We start from the raw sequence: 23809 nt of genomic DNA on the forward strand, positions 1-23809 counted from the left end.
TGCCGGCGAGCGCGGGCAGGATGCCGGCATGACCACGCCCGACCTGCCCCAATGCGTCATCAACGCGGCCGCCTACGGCCGCGACGGCAAGCGCCGCGACATCGGCCTGGACGAGATCAGCGACGTGCTCGCCGTCGACGACGGCAGCTTCGTCTGGGTCGGCCTGTACGAGCCGGACGAAGGCATCCTGGACAAACTGCAGGAAGAATTCGGCCTGCACGACCTGGCGGTCGAGGACGCGCACAACGCCCACCAGCGACCGAAGATCGAGTCCTACGGCAACTCGCTGTTCATCGCCATCCATACCGCGCAGAAGATCGACAACCGGATCCGCTTCGGCGAGACCCACCTGTTCGTCGGCCCGCGCTACCTGGTCACCGTGCGCCACGGCGCCTCGGTCAGCTACAAGAACGCGCGGGCGCGGATGGAGCGCGAGCCCGACCTGCTCGAGCACGGCCCCGGCGCGGCGCTGTATTCGGTGCTCGACAGCGTGGTCGACAACTTCATGCCGATCGTCGAAGGCTTCACCCTGGAGCTCAACGAACTGGAGAAGGACATCTTCGCCGAGGATTTCCGCAAGGACACCGTGCAGGAACTGTACGACCTCAAGCGCGAACTGACCCGCCTGCGCATGGCGGTGTCGCCCTTGCAGGACATCCTGGGCCAGCTCGCGCGCTCGCGCGGCGGCCTGATCGACGAGGAAATCCAGCTGTATTTCCGCGACGTGCTCGACCATGCCGTGCGCATCAACGAAACCACCGACACCTTGCGCGAGATGCTGACCACCGCGGTCAGCGTCAACCTGTCGCTGGTGACCGTGCGCCAGGGCGAGATCGTCAAGCGCCTCGGCGCCTGGGCGGCGCTGCTGGCCGCGCCGACCCTGATCGCCAGCTGGTACGGAATGAACTTCACCCATATGCCGGAACTGGCCGGGCAGTGGAGCTACGCGATCCTGATCGGCACGGTGATCGCGGTCTGCATCGTGCTGTACTTCGGCTTCAAGCGGGCTAAGTGGTTGTAGGGGCGCGGTAAGGGCGAACAGCAAATCCCCCCTGCCCCCCTTTTTCAAAGGGGGGAACAGCAAGGGCGGCGGCCGCTTCAGAAACGACGGCGGCGGCAGCGGAAGCGGAAGCGACAGCAAAAGGCAGCGGCGATCGTTGCCAGCTGGGTACGCTCCGACTCGTGAGACGGGCCACCACTCCCGTTGCGACAGGCCACCATTCCTGCTGCGACAGGCCCCCACGCGCTGCCGCGCACGACAACTCGCCCCCTTTGAAAAAGGGGGCTGGCGCCTGAGACGGCACGAAGTCAGGCGGCTCCAGCGGCGCCGGGGGATTTGCTTTGGCTTTGGGCGCTTTGGTTTGGCCTTGGCTCAGCCCTCGCCGCACCGAGCCCGCCATCGGCACTCCCCGACGCCCGAAACCGCACCGCCAGCGGCCCGAATCGCCCCCTAAGACCAAAGTATCAGCCGGGTTTGCGGCATTGCGCATTGACCCGTGCCGCCCCCGGCGCGACCCTCTGAGGGTCAAACTGGGAGGGTCGTCATGAAAGGTGGTCTCGGCAAATTGGGCTGGGCGGCCCTCGCAGTCCTCGGGGCGTTCTGCCTCGGCACCATCGCGCTGCGTCGCGGCGAACACATCAACGCGTTGTGGATCGTGGTCGCGGCGGTGTCGATCTATCTGGTCGCCTACCGCTACTACTCGCTGTTCATCGCCAACAAGGTGATGCAGCTCGACCCCACCCGCGCTACGCCGGCGGTGATCCACAACGACGGCCTGGACTACGTGCCGACCAACAAGCACGTGCTGTTCGGCCACCATTTCGCCGCGATCGCCGGCGCCGGCCCGCTGGTCGGCCCGGTGCTGGCGGCGCAGATGGGCTACCTGCCCGGCCTGCTGTGGCTGATCGTTGGCGTGGTGCTGGCCGGCGCGGTGCAGGACTTCATGGTCCTGTTCGTGTCCAGCCGCCGCAACGGCCGCTCGCTCGGCGACCTGGTGCGCGAGGAGATGGGCCGCGTGCCCGGCACCATCGCCCTGTTCGGCGCCTTCCTGATCATGATCATCATCCTCGCCGTGCTGGCGATGATCGTGGTCAAGGCGCTGGCCGAAAGCCCCTGGGGCATGTTCACGGTGATCGCGACGATCCCGATCGCGGTGCTGATGGGCGTGTACATGCGCTACATCCGACCGGGCAAGATCGGCGAGATCTCGATCGTGGGCCTGGTCCTGCTGCTGGCGGCGATCTGGTACGGCGGCAAGGTCGCGGCCGATCCGGTGCTGGGCCCGGCCTTCACCTTCACCGGCACCCAGATCACCTGGATGCTGATCGGCTACGGCTTCGTCGCCGCGGTGCTGCCGGTGTGGCTGGTGCTGGCGCCGCGCGACTATCTGTCGACCTTCCTCAAGATCGGCACCATCGTCGGCCTGGCCATCGGCATCTTCATCGTCATGCCCGACCTGCGCATGCCGGCGCTGACCCAGTTCACCGACGGCAACGGCCCGGTGTGGAAGGGCGGCCTGTTCCCGTTCCTGTTCATCACCATCGCCTGCGGCGCGGTGTCCGGCTTCCATGCGCTGATCTCGTCCGGCACCACGCCCAAGCTGCTCGCCAACGAGTCGCACATGCGCTACATCGGCTACGGCGGCATGCTGATGGAGTCCTTCGTCGCGATCATGGCCCTGGTCGCCGCCTCGGTGATCGACCCGGGCGTGTACTTCGCCATGAACAGCCCCGCGGCCCTGGTCGGCAGCGACGTGCACGCGGTGTCGCAGACCATCAGCGGTTGGGGCTTCAGCGTCACCCCGGAAGTGCTGGAGGCCACCGCCAAGGACATCGGCGAACACACCATCCTCGCCCGCGCCGGCGGCGCGCCGACGCTGGCGGTCGGCATCGCCCAGATCCTGCACAACGTGCTGCCGGGCGAGAACACGATGGCGTTCTGGTACCACTTCGCGATCCTGTTCGAGGCCTTGTTCATCCTCACCGCGGTCGACGCCGGCACCCGCGCCGGCCGCTTCATGCTGCAGGACCTGCTCGGCAGCTTCGTGCCGGCGCTGCGCCGCACCGAGGCCTGGGGCCCGAACCTGCTCGCCACCGCCGGCTGCGTCGCCTTGTGGGGCTACTTCCTGTACCAGGGCGTGGTCGATCCGCTCGGCGGCATCAACACCTTGTGGCCGCTGTTCGGCATCGCCAACCAGATGCTCGCCGGCATCGCCCTGATGCTGTGCACGGTGGCGCTGTTCAAGCTCAAGCGCGACCGCTACGCCTGGGTCACCATCGTGCCGACGGCGTGGCTGCTGATCTGCACCAGCGCGGCCGGCCTGATCAAGATCTTCGACGGCAATCCGGCGGTCGGTTTCCTCGCCCAGGCCAACAAGTACAGCGCCGCGATCGCCAAGGGCGAAGTGGTCGCGCCGGCCAAGAGCATCGAGCAGATGCAGCAGATCATGGTCAACAGCTACGTCAACACCGGCCTGACCGCGCTGTTCCTGTTCGTGGTGTTCAGCGTGCTGGCGTACTCGATCGGCGCCGTGCTCAAGGCCCGCGCCAACCCGCAGCGCAGCGACCGCGAGTCGCCCTACGTGGCCCTGAAGCCGCACGAAATGGGGAATATCTGAGATGGGCACCGCACTCGTCCCGGCCAGCCAGTACCAGTTGTACAAGCGCACCTGGCGCCGCCTGGTGCAGACCGCGCGGCTGTGCTGCGGGGTGCCGGACTACGACAACTATGTCCGCCACCTGATGGAGAAGCACCCGGAGCGGCCGATCCCGGACTACGCGACCTTCTTCCGCGAACGCCAGCAGGCGCGCTACGGCGGCGGGCGGTTCGGCTGTTGCTGAGCCGCTGCGACGCGAGCGACGAAAACGAAAAGGGCCGCCTCCGGGCGGCCTTTTTTTAGCGACGTTCTTTGGTCGGCGTTGCCGCCCCCCGGTAGGAGCGGCGCAAGCCGCGACAACCGAAGCGTTGCGATACCACGCCACCGACCGCAGCCGACGATCGCGGAGATCCGCTTCGGCCACCGCGCTCGCGTACCTCGTCTCTCCTGTCGCGGCTAACGCCGCTCCTACAAGACAATCAGACCGGCGCGGCGCCGGCCAGCGAGCGCAGGGTGATCCCGACCACGTAGGCCAGGCCGGTGCCGGTGGCGTAGCCGAGCGCGCCGAGCAGGGCGCCGACCGGCGCCAGCGAGGGATGGAAGGCCGAAGCCACCACCGGCGCCGAAGCCGGCCCGCCGATGTTGCTCTGCGAGCCGATCGCGAAATAGAACAGCGGCACCCGCAGCAAGCGGCCCACGCCCCACAGGATCGCGATATGCACGGCGATCCAGATCAGGCCCAGGGCGAACAGCCAGGGCTTGTCGAGCAGGGCCAGGATGTCCATCTGCAGGCCGATGCAGGCGATCAGGAAATACAGCAGCAGGCTGCCGATCTTGGAGGCGCCGGCGCCTTCCAGCTCGCGCGCGCGGGTGAAGCTCAGGCCCAGGCCGGCGAAGGTCGAGATCGCCACCACCCAGAAGAACGGCTCGTGCAGGCTGACCGTGCGCGCCCAGGACACGTTGGCGCCGAACCAGGCCGACAGCGGCGCGGCCAGGGCATGGGCCAGGCCGACCACGCCGAAGGCGATGCCGACGATCATCGCCAGGTCGGTCAGGCTGGTCACGCGCTGGTGCTGGGCCTGGAAGCTCTCGATCCGGCGCTTGAGTTCCTCGATGCCGCTAGTGTCGGCGCCGCTGCGCGCGTCGATCGCCTCGGCCCGGCTGGCCAGGAAGATCAGCACCGCCATCCAGACATAGCCGACGCCGACGTCGACCACCGCGAACTGGCCGAAGGTGGTCGCGTCGACCTGGAAGATCTCCTTCATCGCCAGCATGTTGGCGCCGCCGCCGATCCAGCTCCCGGCCAGCGCGGCCATGCCGCCCCAAGTGTCGCCGGCCACCGTTTCCGGATGCAGCGCGCGCATGACCAGGAACGCGACCACCGCGCCCAGCATCACGCTCAGCGAGGACACCGCGTACATCGCCAGCAGCTTGGGACCGAGCTTGAGCACGCCCTTGAGATCGATGGTCAGGGTCAGCAACACCAGCGCCGCCGGCAGCAGCACCCGGCTGGCGACCGGGTTGTAGAGCTTGGTGTTTTGGCCGTCGACTAGGCCGATGGTGTTGTAGATGCCGGGGATGAAGTAGCACAGCAGCAAGGCCGGGACGAAGGTGTAGAACTTCTTCCACAACCCGGTCTCGCGCGAGGAGGTCCAGAACACCAAGCCTAGGGTGGCGGCGATCAGGCCGAGCACGACGATGTCGTTGCTGATGAGCGCCGTGCGGGCGGGTTCTTGCATGCCGGACTTCCGAAGCGTGAGTGTCCCCGCTTTTACTTCGGATCGGCGCCGCCGGGCAAGGGTCAGTGGTGCGTGCGGTGCGAACGGGCCGCGGACGGGCAAAGCAAATCCCCCCTGCCCCCTTTTTCAAAGGGTCTTAGGAAGCAAAGCTGCCTCATAACGCAGCTATCTTCCTGAAATGAATAAGAAAAATAGGTACTACAGCCGTTCGAAAATCAGCGAGGCCCGATTTCGGGCCCTCGTGCGCTGCTGGGCCCTGGACCTGACCGCGACCAGCACCGCGCAACTGACCGGGTTGAGCGTGCGATCGGTCAACTCGATCTTCCTTGCCTTGCGTCGTGCCATCGCCACCGAATGCGAGCAGCATTCGCCGTTCACCGGCCAGGTGGAAGTCGACGAATCCTTCTTCGGACCGTGGCGCGTGCGCGGCAAACGCGGCCGCGGCGCCGGCAAGAAAACCATCGTCTTCGGCATGCTCAAACGCGGCCAGCACGTCTACACCCAGATCGTCCCCAACTGCAAAACCGCCACGCTTCAGGCCTTAATTCGTGGGCATATTCGCCTGGAGAGCGAAATCCTCTCCGACTGTCTGTCCAGCTACGACGGCCTGGTCGACCTGGGCTATGCCAAGCACTGGCGCATTCGCCACAGCGGCAATCATTTCGCCGAGGGCGACAACCACATCAACGGCATCGAGAGCTTCTGGAGCTTCGCCAAGCGGCGCCTGGCCAAATTCAACGGGGTGCCCAAGGCCACCTTCTACCTGCACCTGAAGGAGTGCGAGTTCCGCTTCAACCACCGCCACGAAGACCTCTACCGGGCGACCCTCAAGTTGCTACGATCCAACCCACTCTGAGGGGCTGTTTGCTTCCTAAGACCCTTTTCAAAGGGGGGAACGGTACGCGAAGCGTGGGCGGTTGCGGTTCGCAAGGGGGGGGACGGCAGCGCGAAGCGTGGGCGGTTGCGGTTCGCAAGGGGGAACGGCAGCGCGAAGCGTGGGCGGTTGCGATTCGCGAAGGGAGCCGTCGGCGCGAAGGGGGTCGTCGGCGCGAAGGGATGGACTGTCGGCGCGAAAGGGTCGGCTGCGGGCTCGAACCGGTGCCCCCTTTGGAAAAGGGGGCCAGCGCCCGGCGCCGGCGGGTTGCTGGGTGGCGTACGGAGCGCGGGGGATTTGCCGTTGCTCGTCTGTCGGCAAGGGCGCGAAAGCAAATCCCCCTGCCCCCCTCTTCAAAGGGGGGAACTGCTTGCGCGGGAGCTCGGGGGACGCGGCGGCCGTAACGGCCGCCGCGCCGATGGCGCTTACTGGCCGATGTGCTGCTTCAACCAGCCGTTGACCGTGTCGTGCCACTGCACGCTGTTCTGCGGCTTGAGCACCCAGTGGTTCTCGTCCGGGAAATACAGGAACTTGGACTCGATGCCCTGGCGCTGCAGCGCGGTGAACACGCCGATGCCCTGCTCGACCGGGATGCGGAAATCCAGCTGGCCGTGGATCACCAGCATCGGCACCTTCCAGTCCTTGACGTGGTTGACCGGGTTGAACTTCTCGTAGCTGGCCGGCTTGTCGTACGGGGTGCCGCCCTGCTCCCACTCGGTGAACCACAGCTCTTCGGTGGCGTAGCCCATCATCCGCTGGTCGAACACGCCGTCGTGGCTGACCAGGCACTTCCACGGCTGCTGCCAATTGCCGGCGATCCAGTTGACCATGAAGCCGCCGTAGGACGCGCCCAGCGCGCAGGCCTTGTCGCCGTCGAGGAAGGCGTACTTCTTCTGCGCCGCGGCCCAGCCCTTCTGCAGGTCTTCCAGCGGGCGGTCGCCCCAGTGCTGGCTGATCGCGTCGGTGAAGGCCTGGCCGTAGCCGGTCGAACCGTGGAAGTCGATCATCACCACCGCATAGCCCTGGCCGGCGTAGGTCTGCGGGTTCCAGCGGTAGCTCCAGCCGTTGCCGAAGCTGCCCTGCGGGCCGCCGTGGATCAGGAACGCGACCGGGTACTTCCTGCCTTCCTGGTAGTTCCACGGCTTGACCACGTAGCCGTGCACGGTGTCGCCGTTCCAGCCCTTGAAGTCGAACTGTTCGAAATCGCCGAACTTCACTCCCGGCAGCAGTTCCGACGCGCTCGGCGTGATCGCGCGCTGCGGCGCGCCGTCGAGGCCGCCGACGAAGATCTGGTCGCCGCTCTTGAGGCTGTTGCGGGTGAAGGCCAGGGTCTTGCCGGCCAGGGCGACCGAACCGACCGTGCCTTCGCCGATCAGCAGCGTCGCCTTGCCGCTGGCGATGTCGACGCCGAACAACGGCTGCTGGCCGAGGTCTTCACTGGTGGTGTAGATGGTCTTGCCGTCGTTGGACAGGACGATGCCCGAGGCCGAGCGATCCCAGTCCGGAGCGATCTCACGCGCCTTGCCGCTGGCCAGGTCGAGTTCCATCAGGGCGAAGCGGTCGGCCTCGAAGCCGGGGCGCTTCATCGCCCGGTAGTACAGGGTCTTGCCGTCGGCGCTGAACACCGCGCCGGTGTCCCAGGCCGGGTTGGACGCGGTCAGGTTCTTGGCCGCGCCGCCGTCGACGCCGACCTGGTAAAGGTCGAAGTTGGTCGACCACGGCTCCTTGGCGTCGGCCCGGCGGGCGTTGAACACCAGCGACCGGCTGTCGGGCGACCAGGTGTATTCGCTGCTGTCCCCGAACGGACGCGAGGGCACGTCGCCGACGACTTCGCCGCTGACCAGCTTGGCGCTGGCCACGGTCTTGCCCGCGGCCGGCAACTCGGCGACGAACAGCCGGTTCAGGCGGCCGTCGTTCCAGGCGTCCCAGTGGCGGATGAACATGCGGTCGAAGACCTTGCCGGTAGCCTTGCTCTTCTCCGCCGCGTCGAGCTTCTTCTTGCTGCAAGCCAGGTCGGCCGCGCAGTCGGGATAGGCTTCGGCGTTGAAGGCGACGCGCTTGCCGTCGGGCGAGATCTGGTAGCCGCCGACGTCGCCGTCGAAGGCGGTGATCTGCTTCGGCGTGCCGCCGCTCAGCGGCAGCGAATACAGCTGCGAGCTGCCGTTCTTGCTGCTGAGGAAGTACACGCTCTTGCCGTCCGGCGCGAACGCCGGCGAATTAACGTTCCAGCCTTCCGGGCTCAACCGCTTGGGCGGCGCGGCGTCGCGCGCGAACAGGTCCTCGATCCACAGCGAGGTGGTCGACTTGTTGGCGGCGAAGTCGACGCTGCGCTTGGCGAACACCAGTTGGCGGCCGTCCGCCGACAGGGTCGGCGAGGAGAAGCGGTCCATGCTGGCCAGATCGCGGATCTGCAGCCCCTGCGGCTCCGCCGGGGTGAGCGAGAAAGCCGGCGCGGACGCGCAGGCCAGGGTCAGGGCCAGCGGCAGAAGAGCGTGGCGTGGCGTCATGGCGAACCTCTGAACGTGATCGATGCGGGAACGGCGGCGCCGCGCGCGGCCGGGTTTGCGGAATCGGAACGAAAACGCGACGGCCCGGCATCGCTGCCGGGCCGTCGCCTGGAACTTACGCCTGCGGCACCGCCGCGTTCTTGCTGCTGCGGTAGAACAACCACACCACCGCAGCCAACACGGCCAGGCCGACCAGCGGACCGAAGTGGAATCGCTCCGGCAGCGCCAGCACTTCGCGGTTGCTGGTGATCACGATCGGGAAGGCGATGGCGATGCCCATCAGCGCCTCGCCGGTGATCAGGCCGGCGGCGAACAGGGTGCCCGGACGGTGCACGCGGTCGCTTTCCTCTTCGCTGCTGTTCGCGGTCAGACCGCGGCGGCGGCCGACGATGTGCGAGAGCAGGCCGCCGAGGAAGATCGGCACCATCAGCTCCAGCGGCAGGTAGATGCCGATCGCCGCGGCCAGCACCGGCACGCGGAACTTGGCCTTGCGCGACTTCAGCCATTCGTCGAAGGCGATGATGAGCGCGCCGATGCCGGCGCCGATGCCGATCATCGTCCACGGCAGCTCGCCGCCGAACAGGCCCTTGGCGACCGAGGCCATCAGCGTCGCCTGCGGCGCGGCCAGCGCGTTGGGGTGTTCCGGCGTCGGCGCGCCGATGCCGTAGGCGGCGGACAGCAGGTTCAGCACCGGCGCCATGATCAGCGCGCAGGAGAACGCGCCGATGCCCAGCATCAGCTGCTGCTTCCACGGCGTGGCGCCGACGATGTAGCCGGCCTTGAGGTCCTGCAGGTTGTCGCCGCCGACCGCGGCCGCGCAGCACACCACCGCGCCGATCATGATCGCGGCGACCGCGCCGATGGGCGAGTCGCGGCCCAGCATCAGCACCAGCACCGCCGAGGCGAACAGGATGGTGGAGATGGTGATGCCCGAAACCGGGTTGTTGGACGAACCGATCAGGCCGGCCAGATAGGCCGACACCGACACGAACAGGAAGCCGGCGACGATCATGATGACGGTCATCGGCACGCTGACGAACCAGTTGCCGACGATGGCCTGGTACAGCAGCAGCAGCGGGATGACGAAGCCGACCAGGGCCACCAGCATCCACTTCATCGGCAGGTCGCGGTCGGTCTCGGCGACGTCGCCGACCGCCGCGCTCTTGCGCGCCGCGGCCAGGCCGCTCTTGACCCCCGACAGCAGCGACTTGCGCAGCGAGAACAGGGTCCACACGCCGCCGATCAGCATGGTGCCGACGCCGAGGTAGCGCACCTTGGCCGACCAGATCGCGCCGCCGATGTCGGCCGCGCTGCCGCCGGCGATGCGCGCCGCCAGGGCCGGATCGGAGTCGAGGAAGAACATGTGGTAGATCGGAATCGCGAACTGCCAGGACAGGATCGAGCCCGACACGACCACGATGCCGACGTTGAGGCCGACGATGTAGCCCACGCCGATCAGCGCCGGCGACAGGTTGGTGCCCATGTAGCCCAGGTATTTGCCCATGAAGCCGGAGATCACCGCGTTGTCCGGGATCAGCTTCATGCCGCTTTCGGCGGCGAGCTTGAGCACCGCGCCGATGCCGCCCGCCAGGCCGAGGATCTTCATGCCCGGGCCCGGGTTCTCGCCGGCCTTGAGCACTTCGGCCGCGGCCTTGCCTTCGGGGAAGGGCAGCGGATCTTCGACGATCATCGAACGGCGCAGAGGCACCGAGAACAGCACGCCGAGCAGGCCGCCGAGGCCGGCGATGGCGAGCACCCACGAATAGCGGAAATCCTGCCAGTAGCCCAGGATCACCAGCGCCGGGATGGTGAAGATCACCCCGGCGGCGATCGACGAGCCGGCCGAGGCGCCGGTCTGGACGATGTTGTTCTCCAGGATGGTGCCGCCGCCGAGCAGGCGCAGCACCGCCATGGAGATCACCGCGGCCGGGATCGCGGTGGCGATGGTCAGGCCGGCGAACAGGCCCAGGTAGGCGTTGGCGGCGGCCAGGATCACCGCCAGGAAAATCGAGAGCGCGACGGCTCGGAAGGTCAATTGCTTCTGCGTTGCGGGCGATGCCATCGGCGTCTCCATCGCGGTAGGTCGGGCGGTAAGGCGGCGTATGGGCGGGTGGGGATCGCCGCCGGGCGGCGCCGCACAATCCGCCGATGATCGCATCCGCCGCGGGCGCCTGTAAAAGTGCAGTGCGGCAAAAAGCGTGATTGCGCAAACCCCGAGCCCGCCGCGGCAAAGCGGGGTTTTTCCGCGTTCATCGGGGAAAAGCGCGATCGCGCATCGCCGCGACGGCCCGGCCGGCACGGGCGGCGTCCGCCGCTGCGACCGGCGCGCCGCCCGCCCGGGCCTATACTCGCGCCTCCCGGTCCGGCCCGAACCGGCCCGACCCCACGAGAGGAACGTCCGCACGTGCCCGCCAGCCCCGCCCTGCCCGACTCCTCTCAACCCGATCCCGCCGCCGCGCGCTGCGACGAGTTCCTAGGCCACCCCAAGGGCCTGTACGTCTGCTTCTTCACCGAGATGTGGGAGCGCTTCTCGTTCTATGGGATGAAGGCGCTGCTGCTGCTGTACCTGCTCAAGTACCACCTGTTCGGCGACGACGCCGGCTACGACCTGATCGGCGCCTATGGCGGCCTGGTCTATGCCGTGCCGGTGATCGGCGGCCTGCTCGCCGACCGCTACCTGGGCATGCGCAAGGCGGTGGTGCTGGGCGGCGTGCTGCTGGTGCTCGGGCACCTGGGCATGGCCTACGAAGGCCAGGCGGCGAAGACGGTGAACGGCGCGGTGGTGCGCGACGAGGCCGCGCTGCAGGTGTTCTACCTGTCGCTGGCGCTGATCATCGCCGGGGTCGGCTTCCTCAAGCCGAACATCTCCACCATCGTCGGCAAGCTGTATGCGCACGATGATCCGCGCCGCGATTCCGGCTTCACCCTGTTCTATGCCGGGATCAACGTCGGCGCGCTGTTTTCGGCGCTGATCTGCGCCTTCCTCGGCGAGACCTACGGTTGGAAATACGGCTTCGGCGCCGCCGGAATCGGCATGGTCGCCGGCCTGCTGATGTTCCTGTGGGGCCAGCGCTATCTGCACGGCCATGCCGAGCCGGCCGACCCGGCGCGGCTGCGCGAGAAAGTGCGCGGCCTGTCGCGCGAGGCCTGGATCTACCTGGGCAGCGCCGCCGGCGTGCTGGTGCTGTGGGGCACGATCCAGTTCGCGTCGCAGGTCACCCTGCGCCTGGGCAGCCTCGACTTCACCGCCGCGCTGGCGATCATGCTGGCGACCCTGGCGGCGTTCCTGGTCTGGTTCTTCGGCTTCATCGCCCGCCAGTGCGGCAAGGTCGAACGCCAGCAGATGCTGGCCCTGGTGGTGCTGATCTTCGCGGTGCTGATCTTCTTCACCTTGTACGAGCAGACCTACGGCTCCTGGGTGACTTTCAACGACCGGCTGATGACCAAGGACATGTTCGGCCTGGCCAACGCCGCCGACTACAAGCCGACCCTGCCGTGGTCGCTGTTCTCGATGGCGGCCAGCCCGCCGCTGATGGTCGCCGCCCTGCTCGCCAGCGACCGCGGCCGCGACGGCCTGGCCAAGGCCCTGGTCGCGCTGCTGGTGCTCGGCCTGGCCCTGGCGACCGCGCACGACGTGGTGCTGGTGCCGCAGACCGCCGGCTCGCTGACCTACCTGGGCGCGTTCTTCATCGTCGTGCTGGCGCCGCTGTTCTCCTGGCTGTGGCCGTGGCTGGCGCGGCGCGGCCGCAGCCCGGGCAAGCCGGTGACGATGGCGCTGGGGCTGATCTTCGCCGGCCTGTCGTTCCTGCCGCTGGTGGCCGCGGCCGAGGTCGCCGGCGGCGGCGCGATGGCCAGCGTGTGGTACCTGGTCGCGGCCTACTTCATCCTCGAAATCGGCGAGATGTGCCTGTCGCCGATCGGCCTGTCGGCGGTGACCCAGCTGTCGGTGGCGCGCGTGGTCGGGCTGATGATGGGCGCGTTCTGGCTGGCCACGGCCTTTTCGGAAGTGCTGGCCGCGCAACTGGCCAAGATCGCCTCGGTCGACATTCCCGAAGGCGGCGCGATCGACCTGGCCGCGGCTGCGGCCAGGTACGGCGAGTTGTTCTCGATGCTGATGTGGCTGGGCCTGGGTTCCGGCGTCGCCTTCCTGTTGCTGGCGCCGCTGCTGCGGCGCTGGATGCACGGGGCGGGCTAGTGACGAGGAACGAGTGAAGAGGAGCGAGAAGTGAGCCAAAGCGGGTGCGTAGCCGCTTGCGCCCTGCTCGCTCCTCACTCCTCTACGCTCACTCCTCGCTGTTACTTCGCCGCCGCAGGCGCCGCGGCCTTGGCCGGCGCCGCCACCCGGCCGCCGAGCGAGCGCGACAGGAACGCCAGCAGGCGGGTGTAGAACTCGCGCTGGTGTTCCTTGACGTAGAAGCCGTGCCCTTCGGTCTTGTAGTACAGGGTTTCCACCGGCACCCCGGCGGCGCGCAGCGCCTTCTCCATCTTTTCGCTGTGGACGATCGGCGCGCGCTGGTCCTCGCCGCCTGCGGCCAGGAACACCGGCACCTTGATCTGTTGCGCCAACTGGGTCGGCGAGACCTTGGCGGTCTCCTCCTTGGAACCGATCCATTCGCGGATGTAGGTCTCGCCGGAACCGGCCTTCTGGATGTCGCCGGTGCTGTGCATCATCGGCAGGTCGTAGACGCCGACGTAACCGACCGCGCACTTGTACAGCGCCGGCTCCTTGGCCACGCCCATCAGCGAGGCGTAACCGCCGTAGCTGGCGCCGTACAGGCAGATCCGGGCCGGGTCGGCCACGCCCTGCTCGATCGCCCAGCGGGTGGCGTCGGTCAGGTCGTCCTGCATCGTGCCGCCCCACTGGCGCTGGCCGGCGAGCTGGAACGCCCGGCCGTAACCGGCCGAACCGCGGTAGTTCAGCTGCAGCACGGCATAACCGGCCTGGGCCAGCATCTGCGCGTCGTGGTCGAATTGCCACAGATCCTGGATGCCGAACGGACCGCCGTGCGGCATCACCACCAACGGCAGCGACTTGCCGTCGCTGCCGTTGGGCGTGGTCAGCAGGCCGGACAGCGCCAGGCCGTCGCGCGCCTTGAGGCGGACCGGGCGCACCGGCCCCATCTTCGCCGGATCGACCCAGGAGCCGCGGCTGATCACGTGCGCGGCATGCTTCTTGGCGTTGTCGTAGAGGAAGATGTCGCCGGGATTGCGGTCGCTCCAGCTGCGCAGCAAGGCCAGCCCGCCGTCGGCGGTCTCGGAGGTGACGCGCAGGCTCTCGCCCTTGAACGCGGCCTCCAGGCTGCGGTACTGCTTGGCCTCCGGCGAGGTCTTGTCGAAGAACTCGGTGCGCGGCACGCCGTCGGCGAAGAACACGCCGACCGGGATGTTGCTGTTGCGGCGGTAGATCGTCCGCTGCGGATCGGCGACCGGATCGCGCAGGATCTCCTTGCGGCTCTGGCTGGCGATGTCGAAGGCGACGATCGCGTCCGGCCCCTGCGGCTGCTCGCTGCGGAAATAGGCGACGCTGTCGTCGGCGGAGAAGCCGATCGGGCGGTCGATGCCCTTGCCCTGCGCGTCCGAGCTCAGCAGCTGCCAGTCCTTGCCTTCGCCGGCGCGGTAGAACAGCTTGCGCACCTGGTCGGTGCCGTAACCCAGCGCGAACCGGACCACGCCCTGGTTGTCGGTGACGAAATCGGCGTTGCGCACCGGTGCGATCGCGATCTGGTTGCGGCGCCCGGTGTACACGTCCAGGCGCTCGGCGCGGGTGTAGGCGTCGGCGGCGAACTGCTGCACCGAAATCACCACGCTCTTGTCGTCGCCGGGCAGGTCGTCGACCAGGAAGGCGGCGACCTGCTCGACCTTCTTCGGCTGGATGCGGGTGCCGGCGCCGGCGCCGCGCACGCGGTAGCCGACCAGCACGTCGATGCCGGTGCCGTTGGCGTTCATGGCGTAGATCTCGCCGGTCGGCTGCGGCTCGTCGCGCGAACCGAGCTTCTGCGCCATGCCCATCAGCACCCGGGTCGGGCTGACCCACCAGAAGTCGTGCACGTGGTTGTTCTTGCCGAGCCGGAACGCGCCGGTCATCTTCATGCCCTCGCGGGAGAAGATCACCAGCATGGTTTCGTTCTCGGTCGGCACCGTGGCGGCGTAGAACTCGCCGGTCGGCGAAAGCTTGATGTCGACGAAGGCGTCGTCCTTGATGAACGACTCGACATCGACTCCCTCGGCAGCGGCCGCAGCGGCCGCCATCGGCGCTGCCAGCCCCGCGGCCAGCAGCAACGCGTATCCCCACAACTTCATGGCCCTTCCCCCTGCACATCGTCCTTGGCGGCCGCCGCAGCGGCCGCTGTCGCTGCGCGACGGCCCGATCATAGGGGGGCGGCCGCGGCCGCACAAACGCACACAGGACGCCGCCGCAGCGGCACCGCGGGGGCCGCGCTCAGGCGGCCGGGCGGTCCAGGGTCGCGGCCAGGGCGGCGCGCCAGTGCGGCACGTCCAGGCCGTACTCGTCCCGCAGGCGGCCGCTGTCGAGCACCGAGTAGGCCGGGCGACGGGCCGGCGTCGGGTAGTCGGCGGTGGCGATCGGCTCGACCCGTGGCTGCCGCGCGATCAGCCCGCGCGCCAAAGCTTCTTCGAAGATCGCCTCGGCGAAACCGTGCCAGCTGGTCTGGCCGCCGGCGACCAGGTGGCGCACGCCGGATTGCTTCAAGCCCTGGCGCAGCACCTGCGCCGCGGCATCGGCCAGCAGCCAGGCCGGGGTCGGCGAACCGTGCTGGTCGGCGACCACGCGCAATTCCTCGCGCTCGCCGCCCAGGCGCAGCATGGTGCGCAGGAAGTTGTGCCCACGCGTGGCGTAGACCCAGGCGGTGCGCAGGATCAGATGGTCGGCGCCGCTGGCCCGGATCGCCTCCTCGCCGGCGAGCTTGCTTTCGCCGTAGGCGCTGATCGGGCCGGTCGGGTCGGTTTCGAGATAGGGCCGGGTGCCGCTGCCGTCGAAGACATAGTCGGTCGAGTAGTGAATCAGGCCGATCCCGTCCGCCGCGCACAGCTGCGCCAGCCGCTCCGGCGCCCCCGCATTGACCACGAACGCGAGCTCGCGCTCGTTCTCGGCGCGGTCGACCGCGGTGTAGGCGGTGGCGTTGATCACATGATCGGGCCGCACCCGGCGCAGCAAAGGCTCGATCGCGTCGGGCTGGGCCAGGTCCAGGGTTTCGCAGGCCGAACCATCCTCGGCCAGACGGCCGCTGCGGGTGGTGGTCACCACCTCGCCCAACGGGGCGAGGCTGCGGCGCAGTTCGTGGCCGACCTGGCCGTCGCCGCCGAGCAGCAGCAACCTCACGGCGCGTACACCGGCAAGCGGTCCTCGGCGATGTCTTTCAGCAACGGCGCGACCGCGTCCTTGGCCGACAGGCTCGGCTCGCTGAGCGGCCAGTCGATCGCCAGGTCCGGATCGTCCCAACGCACGCCGGCGTCGGCCGCGGCGTCGTAAACGTTGGTGCACAGATAGCTGAACACCGCGCGCTCGCTGAGCACCGCGAATCCGTGGGCGAAGCCTTCCGGGATCCAGAAATGGCGCTTGTTCTCGGCGCTCAGCACGACCGCGGTCCAGCGCCCGTAATGCGGCGAACCGCGGCGGATGTCGACCGCAACGTCCCACACCTCGCCTTCGACCACCGAGACGTACTTGCCCTGCGGATTGGGCCACTGGTAATGCAGGCCGCGCAGCACGCCGCGCGCGGACGAAGACACGTTGCCCTGCACGAAGCGCGGGTTGAGGCCGTGCGCGGCGAGCTTGTCCTGGTTGAACGACTCGTAGAAGAAGCCGCGCGCGTCGCCGAACACTTGCGGTTCGATGACGACGCAGCCGGGCAGATCGGTTTCGATGATTTTCAAACGTCTTTCCTCAGGGCACGAAGCCGCGCTCGGACAGCCCGAGCAGGTATTGGCCGTAGCCGTTCTTGGCCAGCGGGCGGGCCAGTTCGGCCAGTTGCGCGGCGTCGATCCAGCCGTTGTTCCAGGCGATTTCCTCGGGGCAGCAGATGCGCAGTCCCTGGCGGGCTTCGATGGTTTCGATGAAATTGGACGCTTCCAGCAGCGACTGGTGGGTACCGGTGTCGAGCCAGGCGTAGCCGCGGCCGAGCTGCTCCAGATGCAACGAGCCCTCTTCCAGATAGATCCGGTTGAGGTCGGTGATTTCCAGCTCGCCGCGCGCCGACGGCTTGAGGCGGGAAGCGAACTCGCTGGCGCGGCCGTCGTAGAAATACAGGCCGGTGACCGCGTAGTTGGAACGCGGCTTGTCCGGCTTCTCTTCCAGGCCGACCACCTTGCCCTCGCGGTCGAACTCGGCCACGCCGTAGCGCTCGGGGTCGCTGACCCAATAGCCGAACACGGTCGCGCCGTGATCGCGCTGGCCGGCGCGCTTGAGCATCGCGGTCAGGCCCGGGCCATGGAAGATGTTGTCGCCCAGCACCAGGCAGCTGGGCTGGCCGGCGACGAAGTCCTGGCCGATCAGATAGGCCTGGGCCAGGCCGTCCGGGCTGGGCTGGACCGCGTATTCGATCTTCATGCCCCAGCGCGAACCGTCGCCGAGCAGGGTCTTGAACAGCGCCTGCTCGTGCGGGGTGTTGATGATCAGCACCTCGCGGATGCCCGCCAGCATCAGCACGCTGAGCGGGTAATAGATCATCGGCTTGTCGTACACCGGCAGCAGCTGCTTGCTGATGCCCTGGGTGATCGGATACAGCCGGGTGCCGGAGCCGCCGGCGAGGATGATGCCCTTGCGATTCATGCGTGCGTCCTCAGGCCTGACCGATGCGTTCCAGGCGATAGCTGCCGTCGAGCACGCGCTGCACCCAAGCCTGGTTGTCCAGGTACCAGTCGACGGTGTGGGCGATGCCCTGCTCGAAGGTCAGGGTCGGCGCCCAGCCCAGCTCGCTCTTGAGCTTGGAAGCGTCGATCGCGTAACGGCGGTCGTGACCGGGACGGTCGGTCACGTAGGTGATCAGCGATTCGCGCGCGCGGCCGTCGGCCAGCGGGCGGCGTTGGTCGAGCAGCGCGCAGATGGTCTTGACCACGACGATGTTGGCGCGCTCGGCGTCGCCGCCGACATTGTAGGTCTCGCCGATGCGGCCGGCTTCCAGCACCCGCGCGATCGCCGAGCAGTGGTCGCCGACGAACAGCCAGTCGCGCACGTTGAGGCCGTCGCCGTACACCGGCAGCGGTTCGCCGACCAGGGCCTTGGCGATGATCAGCGGGATGAGCTTTTCCGGGAACTGGAACGGCCCGTAGTTGTTCGAGCAGTTCGTGGTCAGGACCGGCAAGCCGTAAGTGTGGTGGAAGGCGCGGACCAGATGGTCGGACGCGGCCTTCGACGCCGAGTACGGCGAATTCGGTGCGTACTGGGTGGTCTCGGTGAACTTGCCGGTCTCGCCGAGGCTGCCGTAGACCTCGTCGGTGGACACGTGCAGGAAGCGGAAGCCGTCGCGCGCCGGCGCGTCCAGCTGCTTCCAATAATCGCGCACCTGCTCCAGCAGGCTCAGGGTGCCGACCACATTGGTGTGGACGAACGCGGCAGGGCCATCGATCGAGCGGTCGACATGGCTTTCGGCAGCGAAATTGATCACCGCGTCGGGGCGGTGCTCGGCCAGCAGGCGCTTGATCAGGGCCGCATCGCCGATGTCGCCCTGGACGAAGACGTGGGCCGGATTGCCCTCCAGGCTGGCCAGGGTGTCGAGGTTGCCCGCATAGGTCAGAGCGTCGAGATTGACGACCTTGATGCCCTTGCGGACCGCATCGAGAACGAAGTTACCGCCGATAAAGCCGGCACCGCCGGTCACAAGCCAAGTAGGCACTCAGGACACTCCTTTATTTGATCGACGAAGATCGGGCCGGCCAGCCGGCGCGGACGCCCAGCGCCCGCACACCCGTTGCATCGGGCTGTTCAGCTTGCCCGGCCGATCCGAGCAAGTGCCGGATTGTAATGCCTATCCGGCTCCCGGCCGCGAGCGGCCGGGGCATCGATTCATCCTGTGCCGGTCCGGTTGCGGCGAATCCGCCGCAGCGACCGCGTGACCGACCTCACACCCGCTCGCCGACCGGCGAAAACACGACAAAGCCGGCAAGGCGCAACCCGATGTTAGGGCTGCGTGAAGACAGGACCCGCACGACTGGAGACAGGGTCGAGCGGCGAAACCCTCGCCTGAGACGATCCGGACGGGCGCAGCCGACGCCGCGCCCGTCCGCAAGCCGGCCTCAATCCACCGTCACCACCACCACGCTCATCCACGGCACCTGCACCACCACCCGCCCCTGGGCGAAGGCGACCGCATTGGCGATCCGGGCCGGGGCGCGGAACTGCGCGCCGAGGGCGAAGTCGGCCGGATTCATGCCGCGGCCGTGGCGCCAGGCCGAGTACACCCCGCTGGCCTTGCCGCGCAGGTCCATGACCACGCGCCGGTCCAGCGAGGCCGACTTGTTGATCAGCACGATCTTCTTGGCGTCGTCGGTGGCGAACACCTCCAGTTCCGGGATCGCGCTGGTCGCCGCGACCATGGTCGAACCGAAGCGCCGCGACCAGGTGCCGCCGGTCCACACGCTCATTCCCCAATACGCCGGCAGGCGCACGTGCTGCCCGTCCGGCTGGTCGTTGCGGCCGGTGCCGTCGGTGATCAGGCCCAGCGGGCCGTTGTTGTCGGCGTACTGATAGGCGCTGCCGCCGGCGTTGAGCACGTGACCGATCACCGAGGCGGTGTGGACCAGATTGCGCGAGGTGTAGAACGCGTCGCGCCAGCTGCCGTCGTACCAGGAGTTGTAGTTGAACTCGCCGACCTGGATCGCGATCCCGTCGGCGCGCTCGCCGAAGGTCGTGTCGATCTCCTGGCGCAGCCAGGCGATGGCGTCGGCGTACTGGCCGGTGCGGTGCAGGTTGTCGACGCGCTGGCCGTCGCCGTACTTGTGGAAGTCGACCACGTCGACATCGGCGTGGCTGGCGGCGAAGAACTTGCGGAAGTCCCCGAACTTGTAGTCGGCCCAGGTCACCAGCGAAGGGCCGGCCAGGGACAGCGGCCGCGCGCTGGCCGCGCGCATCGCCGTCGCGATGGCGTGGAAGCCGTCGCTGCCGTTGCCGCCGTGGATGTAGGGATCCATGCCGAAGCCGTTGTCGGGCTCGTTGCCGATGATGTAGTCGTCGACCGGGCCGCCGTGGCTGCCGCCGTTGTCGTTGAAGTAGCGAACCAGGGCCGCGGCGTCGCTGGCGCGGATGTCGTTGTCGTTGGCGCTGCCGCCGACGGCGATCATCGGGATGCCGCCGATGCCCTTGATCGCGCGGATATAGGCCTCGCCCTCGTTGCCGCCGTGCACGCCGCCGGCGGCGGAGCCGACCTGGCCGTCGTGGTGGTACAGCGGGATGCGCCAGACCAGCGGCCCCAGTTCGCCCAGGTAACGCTGCCACAGCGCCTGGTTCGGCCCCTTGATCAGGTTGCTGCCGTTGTCGGCATAGGTCGACACGGTCGAGCCCAGCGAATAGGCCGAAGTCGGCTGGCGATGGGCGGTGAAATCGACCACCACGTTGGCGGCCTCGGCGGCGTGGAGCGGGTTGCTGCCGAGCAGGGCCAGCGCGGCGGCCAGTACGGCGGCAAGAGGAAACGACGGGAGGGCGTGGGAGCGTAACGATAAGCGCATGGAAACCTCGCAGGGACACGGACAGGAGCGCGGCCGAAGCGCCGTCGCGCCAGGCGCCGTCATCGACGGTCGCGGCGGCGCGATCCGGCACGCAACGGCAGCGACGCGCACGCTACCCCCGGGCCGCGGCCGGAACCGCGACATGGATCGGCCATGCACAGGAGCACACAGATCGCGCCCCGAATTCGGGTCGCTAACACGCGTCGCACTTGACATCGATCACACAACGCCTGCGTCGACCAGGAGTCTTGTTGCTTTGCTACATGCAATCGCGTCGGCACCGACGACCCGGCCGCCTGCATTGCAAGCGACACACGTCACAGCGACAAGAATCGCATCGGAAGAAAGCGCGAAATCACCACGGAAACGCAGCCGAATCGATTAGCGTAGGCGCCTTCCACTCCGCTCAAATTCGGCATGTAAATCGAAACACATATCAAAATATTCTAAGTATCGGTGTCGAAAATTTTCTACATTCGACTCGCTCGCCCGATCCGCACGAACGCGACGGCGGGGCGTCCGCAGCGACGTCCGCTGCCCTATGCGCGCCAGCGTATCGGCACCGAATCGTTCCGAACCATCGCCTTGGCAACGGGACGCCATTCCATCCCGTCATGGAGGTTCGCAACGTGATCAAGACACTGACCGGCCTATTGCTCGCCCTGTCGGCGACCGGCGCATGGGCCACCGACCTCAGCCCCAACCAGGTCGGCGGCGGCGACATCCCCGGCAATTACCCGTCGATCGATTTCTACCTCAGCAACGGCAACTGGGCGCCCAAGCTGACCCTGTCCAACGCCGCCGGCGACGGCTACACCGTCGCGATCCACTCCAGTGCGGGCTACGACAGCCAGTTGGCCACCGGCAACACCGACTATCCGCTGAGCTCGATGCGGATCCAGGCCGGCAACCACCTGTCCTTCGTATACCGGGCCGCGCGGAAGCAATGGAGCCTGGTCGGGCCCAGCCTGAGTCCGAACCGCAACGGCGGCAGCGGCACCATCGGCAGTTACCCCGATGCCCGCGTGCTGCGCTTCGACCTCGCCGACGGCGATTGGGCGCAAGCGGTCACTCTGCCTTCCAGCGCCCCGGACAACAGCCTGATCGTGGTCTCGTCCAGCGCGACCTGGACCAGCCGCATCAATCCGCAGAACATCCAGTACGCGAGCAGCTTCAACCTGCGCACCGGCGACCAGTACGCCTTCCTGTATCGCTCCGCGCTGCAACGCTGGGTCAGCGTCAAGGCGCCGACCCAGACGCTCGACGCCGGCAAGGTCGGCGCGCAGATCCCGACCCCGAGCGTGCCCAACACCCAGGTCCGGTTCGGCGACGGCAACTGGGTGTCGGAGATCCGCCTGCCGGCCGGCGCCGGCGACCGCGATCGGATCAGCCTCGTGTCCGACGCGACCTGGACCGCGACCGTCTCCAGCCAGAACGTCGACGCGCCTTCGACCATGAAACTGTTCACCGGCTCGCGCTACGACTTCATCTACATCAAGGAGCGCGCGCGCTGGGTGCTGCAGTCCAGCCCGACCCCGGCCTATACCGCGAGCAGCCCGGGCGGCGCGCAACTGCCCGACATGACTTCGCCCAACGCCCGCTACTCGGCCTGGGACGGCAACTGGACCGGCACGGTGAAGCTGCCGGTCAACGCCGCGCCGGGCGACCGGGTGGTGGTCAAGAGCGATGCGGCCTGGGACTTCAGCGTCACCGGCCAAAACACCAGCTTCGGCAGCGTTCCGGTCCGTCGCGGCGAAACCCTGCGCTTCGTCCGCACCTCGGCCGGCGCCTGGGCGCTGGATACCCGCCTGATCACCATGCTGCTGGTCTACAGCGAGGAAGCGGCGGCGCAACTCGGCGAGACCGCGGCGCAGATGCGGCTGTGGGAAGGGCTGCGGCTGACCAACGAGGCGCTGGAGAACTCCCGCGCCAACTTCTACGTCAAGGCGGTCGGCCTGCTCAAGCGACAGTTCCAGGCGACCACGCTCGGCGACATCCTCAACGTCGCGCTCAAGGACTCGGTGGTCAGCTCGACCCGGTCGCGGCTGGCCGCCGATGCGGTCTATTACGAGGGCACCGAAGAAGGCTGCGGCCTGGCCTGGGTCAGCGCCGGCCGCGAGAGCATGATCGGTTCGGGCTCGCTGGCCTGCGGCACCACGGTGATGCGCCACGAGTTCGGCCACAACATGGGCCTCAATCACGGCGATGCCGCCAGCGGCGGTTCGGCGCCCTATGCCAAGGGCTACAACCTGATCCGCGACATCATGGGCGGCAACGCGATCCCCTTTTACTCCAACCCGAACCTGTACTACGCGACTCCTTACTACTCGTACACGCCCGATACCGAAGTGGCCATCGGCCTGCCGATGGGCATCGCCAACGTTACCGACTCGGTGCGGGCGATGAACGAGCGCTCCAAGATCGTTTCAGAGTTCTACTGATAGATCCCGTCGAACCCGCGCCCGCCCACCGCACCGGTGGGCGGGCTTCGTCTTGGCACTACGGAACTCCACCTCATGTCCATCACCCGCAAGCACGCCCTGGCGACCGCGCTCGCGCTGACCGCCGCGGCCACCGTCGGCCTGTTCCTGGTCGAACGCACGCGCGCCACCGCCCCGTCCGCTGCCGCGTCGCTGCTGGCGAGCGAGCCGGCGGCCGAGCCGGCAGCCGGCGCCGGAGCCCGCACGGCCTCCACGCCCGTCGACGCCTTCGTCGCCCGCCGCAGCGCCACGTTCTCGCTCGACCGCACTCGCCTGCAGCAAGCGCGCGCGCGCAAGGACGTCCTGCAACTGGCCGATCCGGCCAGGGTCGCCGCAGGCGCGCTGAAGCCGACCCCGCGGCAGATGAGCGACGGCCGCCAGTTCGTCGCCTACGACGCCTACGTGCTGGAAGCCAGGGGCGTCGGCGACGAGTTCGAAGTCTACGTGCCGAACATCGGCCTGACCCTGCACGGCGTGATCGACACGGTCGAAGTCAACGGCGACATCGTCCGCTGGTCGGGCACGTTCGAGGACTTCAATTCGACCCAGAGCCGGTTCTCGATCAGCCAGACCATGATCGACGACTACGTGCTGGGCAGCTTCGACACGCCGATGGGCAGCTACAACCTGGAAGCCAAGAACGGCCTGGGCTGGATCGTCGAGCAAGGCGCCGACTTCCATCTGCCGGCCGACGGCAAGGACTATCTGCAAGCCGCGCCGCGCCGCTGAGGCGCGCGATCGCCACGCGCCGGCATGGCGAAAAACCAAACCCCTCAACGAGCGGCGCGGACGCCGGGTCCGCGCGCCTGCGGTACGACCCCCCGTCGCGATGGGCCTGGCCGGGCGGATCCGGGCCGCGAGACCGCGCAGCCGCTTCGGCAGCTCCTGCCGAAGCGGCGCCCTGGCCCGAACGCGCCGGCCACGGCCGGCGCGT

The 23809-nt window shown here is 68.0% G+C and carries 16 protein-coding genes; 7 read left to right on the plus strand and 9 right to left on the minus strand.

What is annotated here, in order from left to right; all coding sequences use genetic code 11:
• The first annotated feature begins 28 nt into the window (after positions 1 to 28).
• The 3 genes from corA to K4L06_RS22265 all read left to right on the plus strand — a co-directional run bounded on the left by corA (position 29) and on the right by K4L06_RS22265 (position 3840).
• Positions 29 to 1021 carry a magnesium/cobalt transporter CorA gene (gene corA / locus K4L06_RS22255; protein WP_221673434.1) on the plus strand — a complete coding sequence of 331 codons (993 nt, stop codon included), beginning with the start codon at positions 29 to 31 and terminating at the stop codon, positions 1019 to 1021.
• A 523-nt stretch (positions 1022 to 1544) separates the two neighbouring features.
• Positions 1545 to 3617, plus strand: coding sequence for a carbon starvation CstA family protein (locus K4L06_RS22260; RefSeq protein WP_221673435.1), 2073 nt, complete (start codon positions 1545 to 1547; stop codon positions 3615 to 3617).
• A 1-nt stretch (position 3618) separates the two neighbouring features.
• The gene (locus K4L06_RS22265) at positions 3619 to 3840 is read left to right on the plus strand and encodes a YbdD/YjiX family protein (protein WP_221673436.1); all 222 of its coding nucleotides are present in this window, start codon (positions 3619 to 3621) and stop codon (positions 3838 to 3840) included.
• A gap of 235 nt (positions 3841 to 4075) precedes the next feature.
• On the opposite strand, the gene K4L06_RS22270 is transcribed toward K4L06_RS22265, so the two are convergent.
• Entirely contained in the window at positions 4076 to 5335 is a 1260-nt protein-coding gene (locus K4L06_RS22270) for a DUF819 family protein (RefSeq protein ID WP_221673437.1), read from the minus strand.
• A 178-nt stretch (positions 5336 to 5513) separates the two neighbouring features.
• Between K4L06_RS22270 and K4L06_RS22275 the strand changes: the two genes are divergently transcribed.
• On the plus strand, positions 5514 to 6191 hold the full coding sequence (locus K4L06_RS22275) for an IS1595 family transposase (RefSeq protein WP_221669623.1): 678 nt from the start codon (positions 5514 to 5516) through the stop codon (positions 6189 to 6191).
• 443 nt (positions 6192 to 6634) lie between these two features.
• Here the strand turns inward: K4L06_RS22275 and K4L06_RS22280 are convergent, their stop codons facing one another.
• The gene (locus K4L06_RS22280) at positions 6635 to 8716 is read right to left on the minus strand and encodes a S9 family peptidase (protein ID WP_221673438.1); all 2082 of its coding nucleotides are present in this window, start codon (positions 8714 to 8716) and stop codon (positions 6635 to 6637) included.
• A 115-nt stretch (positions 8717 to 8831) separates the two neighbouring features.
• Positions 8832 to 10778, minus strand: a complete 1947-nt coding sequence (locus K4L06_RS22285; RefSeq protein WP_221673439.1) for an oligopeptide transporter, OPT family — start codon at positions 10776 to 10778, stop codon at positions 8832 to 8834.
• A 342-nt stretch (positions 10779 to 11120) separates the two neighbouring features.
• On the opposite strand from K4L06_RS22285, the gene K4L06_RS22290 reads away from it, so the two are divergent.
• A complete protein-coding gene (locus K4L06_RS22290; RefSeq protein WP_343225805.1) occupies positions 11121 to 12911 on the plus strand; it encodes an oligopeptide:H+ symporter in 1791 nt (596 codons plus the stop codon).
• A gap of 101 nt (positions 12912 to 13012) precedes the next feature.
• On the opposite strand, the gene K4L06_RS22295 is transcribed toward K4L06_RS22290, so the two are convergent.
• The 6 genes from K4L06_RS22295 to K4L06_RS22320 all read right to left on the minus strand — a co-directional run bounded on the left by K4L06_RS22295 (position 13013) and on the right by K4L06_RS22320 (position 20395).
• Entirely contained in the window at positions 13013 to 15016 is a 2004-nt protein-coding gene (locus K4L06_RS22295; protein WP_221673440.1) for a S9 family peptidase, read from the minus strand.
• A 139-nt stretch (positions 15017 to 15155) separates the two neighbouring features.
• A complete protein-coding gene (gene rfbD / locus K4L06_RS22300; protein ID WP_221673441.1) occupies positions 15156 to 16055 on the minus strand; it encodes a dTDP-4-dehydrorhamnose reductase in 900 nt (299 codons plus the stop codon).
• Positions 16052 to 16609 (minus strand): dTDP-4-dehydrorhamnose 3,5-epimerase, encoded by a 558-nt coding sequence (rfbC, locus tag K4L06_RS22305; protein ID WP_221673442.1) that lies wholly within the window; start codon positions 16607 to 16609, stop codon positions 16052 to 16054. The genes rfbD and rfbC overlap by 4 nt, the downstream gene beginning before the upstream one ends.
• Before the next feature lie 10 nt (positions 16610 to 16619).
• Positions 16620 to 17504, minus strand: a complete 885-nt coding sequence (rfbA, locus tag K4L06_RS22310) for a glucose-1-phosphate thymidylyltransferase RfbA (RefSeq protein ID WP_221673443.1) — start codon at positions 17502 to 17504, stop codon at positions 16620 to 16622.
• A gap of 10 nt (positions 17505 to 17514) precedes the next feature.
• Positions 17515 to 18567, minus strand: a complete 1053-nt coding sequence (gene rfbB, locus K4L06_RS22315; RefSeq protein ID WP_221673444.1) for a dTDP-glucose 4,6-dehydratase — start codon at positions 18565 to 18567, stop codon at positions 17515 to 17517.
• Positions 18568 to 18967: 400 nt separating this feature from the next.
• Entirely contained in the window at positions 18968 to 20395 is a 1428-nt protein-coding gene (locus K4L06_RS22320) for a hypothetical protein (protein WP_221673445.1), read from the minus strand.
• 629 nt (positions 20396 to 21024) lie between these two features.
• On the opposite strand from K4L06_RS22320, the gene cpaA reads away from it, so the two are divergent.
• Entirely contained in the window at positions 21025 to 22836 is a 1812-nt protein-coding gene (cpaA, locus tag K4L06_RS22325; RefSeq protein WP_221673446.1) for a metalloendopeptidase CpaA, read from the plus strand.
• A 75-nt stretch (positions 22837 to 22911) separates the two neighbouring features.
• A complete protein-coding gene (gene cpaB / locus K4L06_RS22330) occupies positions 22912 to 23604 on the plus strand; it encodes a metalloprotease secretion chaperone CpaB (protein WP_221673447.1) in 693 nt (230 codons plus the stop codon).
• The last annotated feature ends 205 nt before the right edge of the window (positions 23605 to 23809 follow it).

This window comes from Lysobacter sp. BMK333-48F3, from assembly GCF_019733395.1.
Taxonomy (GTDB): domain Bacteria; phylum Pseudomonadota; class Gammaproteobacteria; order Xanthomonadales; family Xanthomonadaceae; genus Lysobacter.